This window comes from Brevundimonas sp. (genome assembly GCF_031082345.1).
GTDB lineage: Bacteria > Pseudomonadota > Alphaproteobacteria > Caulobacterales > Caulobacteraceae > Brevundimonas.
In genome coordinates this window covers 1-1,920 of record NZ_JAVHLH010000221.1, presented here as the reverse complement: position 1 = coordinate 1,920, position 1,920 = coordinate 1, and the positions used below count along the sequence as shown (strand labels likewise).

2 protein-coding genes and 1 pseudogene are annotated in these 1,920 nt (G+C 71.3%); 1 reads left to right on the top strand and 2 read right to left on the bottom strand.

The annotated features are described in order from the left end of the window. Both RDU12_RS12595 and RDU12_RS12590 read right to left on the bottom strand, forming a co-directional pair. Nucleotides 1–150 (bottom strand): annotated as a pseudogene (locus RDU12_RS12595) (prolyl aminopeptidase); the annotation flags it as partial. A 28-nt stretch (nucleotides 151–178) separates the two neighbouring features. After that, entirely contained in the window at nucleotides 179–550 is a 372-nt protein-coding gene (locus RDU12_RS12590; protein WP_300291622.1) for a DUF423 domain-containing protein, read from the bottom strand. A 48-nt stretch (nucleotides 551–598) separates the two neighbouring features. Between RDU12_RS12590 and RDU12_RS12585 the strand changes: the two genes are divergently transcribed. Beyond that, entirely contained in the window at nucleotides 599–1,756 is a 1,158-nt protein-coding gene (locus RDU12_RS12585) for an MFS transporter (RefSeq protein ID WP_300291625.1), read from the top strand. Nucleotides 1,757–1,920: the final 164 nt, after the last annotated feature.

The following is a 1,920-nucleotide window of genomic DNA, read 5'->3' as shown; positions in this document are numbered from 1 at the left end:
GTGCAGCACCACCACCGGCAGGCCCTGCGGGTTGCCGCACTCCTCGTACCAGATCTCGTGAACGCCATCGGTCGGCATGAAGCCGCTGGCGTAGGGCTCGATCTCGGGAAACAGGTCGCGGCGGGACGTCTCGGGCACGGGGAAGGCCATACGGGTACTCGGTCTCGTTTCGTGGCTGTCAGGCGTGGGGGCTTTGTGTCCGCAATGCGGCAAAGCCGATCAAAAGCCAAGCTGCGATCATCAGCAGGCCGCCGATCGGGGCGATCGCGCCCATGGCGGAGAGGCTCAGCAGGGCGACGGCAGAAAGGGCGAGCGAAAAGATCAGACCGCCGGCGGCGGCCAGCCAGCCGGCCGTCGCGATCAGCCGGTTCCGGGCCGGCCAGACGGCGCAGACGAGGGCGACCACCGCGTGGACCAGCTGGTAATGGGCGCCGGTGGTCAGCAGCTGTTTGACCTGCGGTCCGGCGCCGTGGGCCGCGAAGGCCCCGAGGGCTACGGCCAGCGCGCCGTTCAGCGCGGCGAAGGCCGCCAGACTGCGATCAACTGTCATGTTGCGACGCTAGCCGACAGAATCCCGCGCGTCTGCTATTCGCCCGCCATGACCGCCGCCCCGCGCATGGCTTTACAGTATGTGTTGCTCTTCGGCGCCACCGGCGTGTCCCTTCCGTTTGCAGGCCTGTGGATGCGCGCGCAGGGGTTGAGCGGGGCCGAAATCGGGACCCTGCTGGCCGCGCCGATGCTGGCCCGAATCGTCACCGGTCCGCTGCTGGCCGTCTGGGCCGACGGATTCCGGTACCGGCGCACGCCGATCGCCCTGATGGGCCTGGTCATGGCGGCGGGCTATGGCGTGGCCGGACTCTCGGACCTCTACGCCGTCCGGGCGCTCGGTTGGTTCGTCGGGGCCACCGCCATGGGCGTGCTGGTGCCCCTCACCGACGTCATGACGTTGCGGCTGGCGGCGCGACTCGGCTTCAGCTTCTCCCTGCCGCGCGGCGCGGGCTCCGCCGCCTTCGTGGTCGCCAACATAGGCATGGGCGCCCTGCTGCTGCACGGGCCCGTGGACGGGGTGATCGTCTGGCTCGTCGCGGCCTCGCTCGGCCTCGCCGCCGTCGCCGCCTTCGCCCTGCCGGCCGAACCGGTCGCCGACGGGGCCGTCGTGGCCGGGCTGGAGCGCTTCCGGGGTCTCGGCCGCCTGGTCGCCGATCCGGTCTTCATGACCGCCATCTTCGCCATCGGCGCGGTTCAGGCGGCCCACGCCTTCCAGTACGGCTTCTCGGCCATCCTGTGGAAAACCCAGGGGATAAGTGAGGCGGTCACGGGCCAGCTCTGGGCTTTTGGCGTGATCGTAGAGATCGCCCTGATGTGGCTGTTCGAGCCGTGGCGCCGCCGGGTCGGCATCGGACCCTGGAGCCTGCTGATGATCGGATCGGCCGCCGCGGTGCTGCGCTGGAGCGCCATGGCCCTGGCCCCGCCGCTGTGGCTGCTGTGGCCGTTGCAGGCGCTGCACGCCCTGACCTTCGCCGCCACCTTCCTCGCCGGGCTGCAGATCGTCGAGCGCCTGTCGCCGCCTGACAGCCACACGGCGGCCCAGACGCTCAGTTCGATGCTGTCGGCCGGGGTGCTGATCGGTCTCGCCACGGCGGCGTCGGGGCCGCTCTATGACCGCTTCGGCGCCGGCGGCTACTGGGCCATGGCGGCGATGGCCGTGGCCGGGCTGATCGCCGCCGTCCCCCTGCGGCGCAAACTCGCCGGCTGAGGGGAGGGATCAGGCCAGGTCGCCGATGGCGGCGTCCAGCAGCATGAAGGCGCGGCCGCCATCCGACGTCAGCCGTCCCAGCACCCCCGGACCATCGCCGGCCGCGGCCCGGGCCGAGAGATCGCGCGAGAAGCTCCGCACATAGGCCTCGGCGTCGGCGCGCA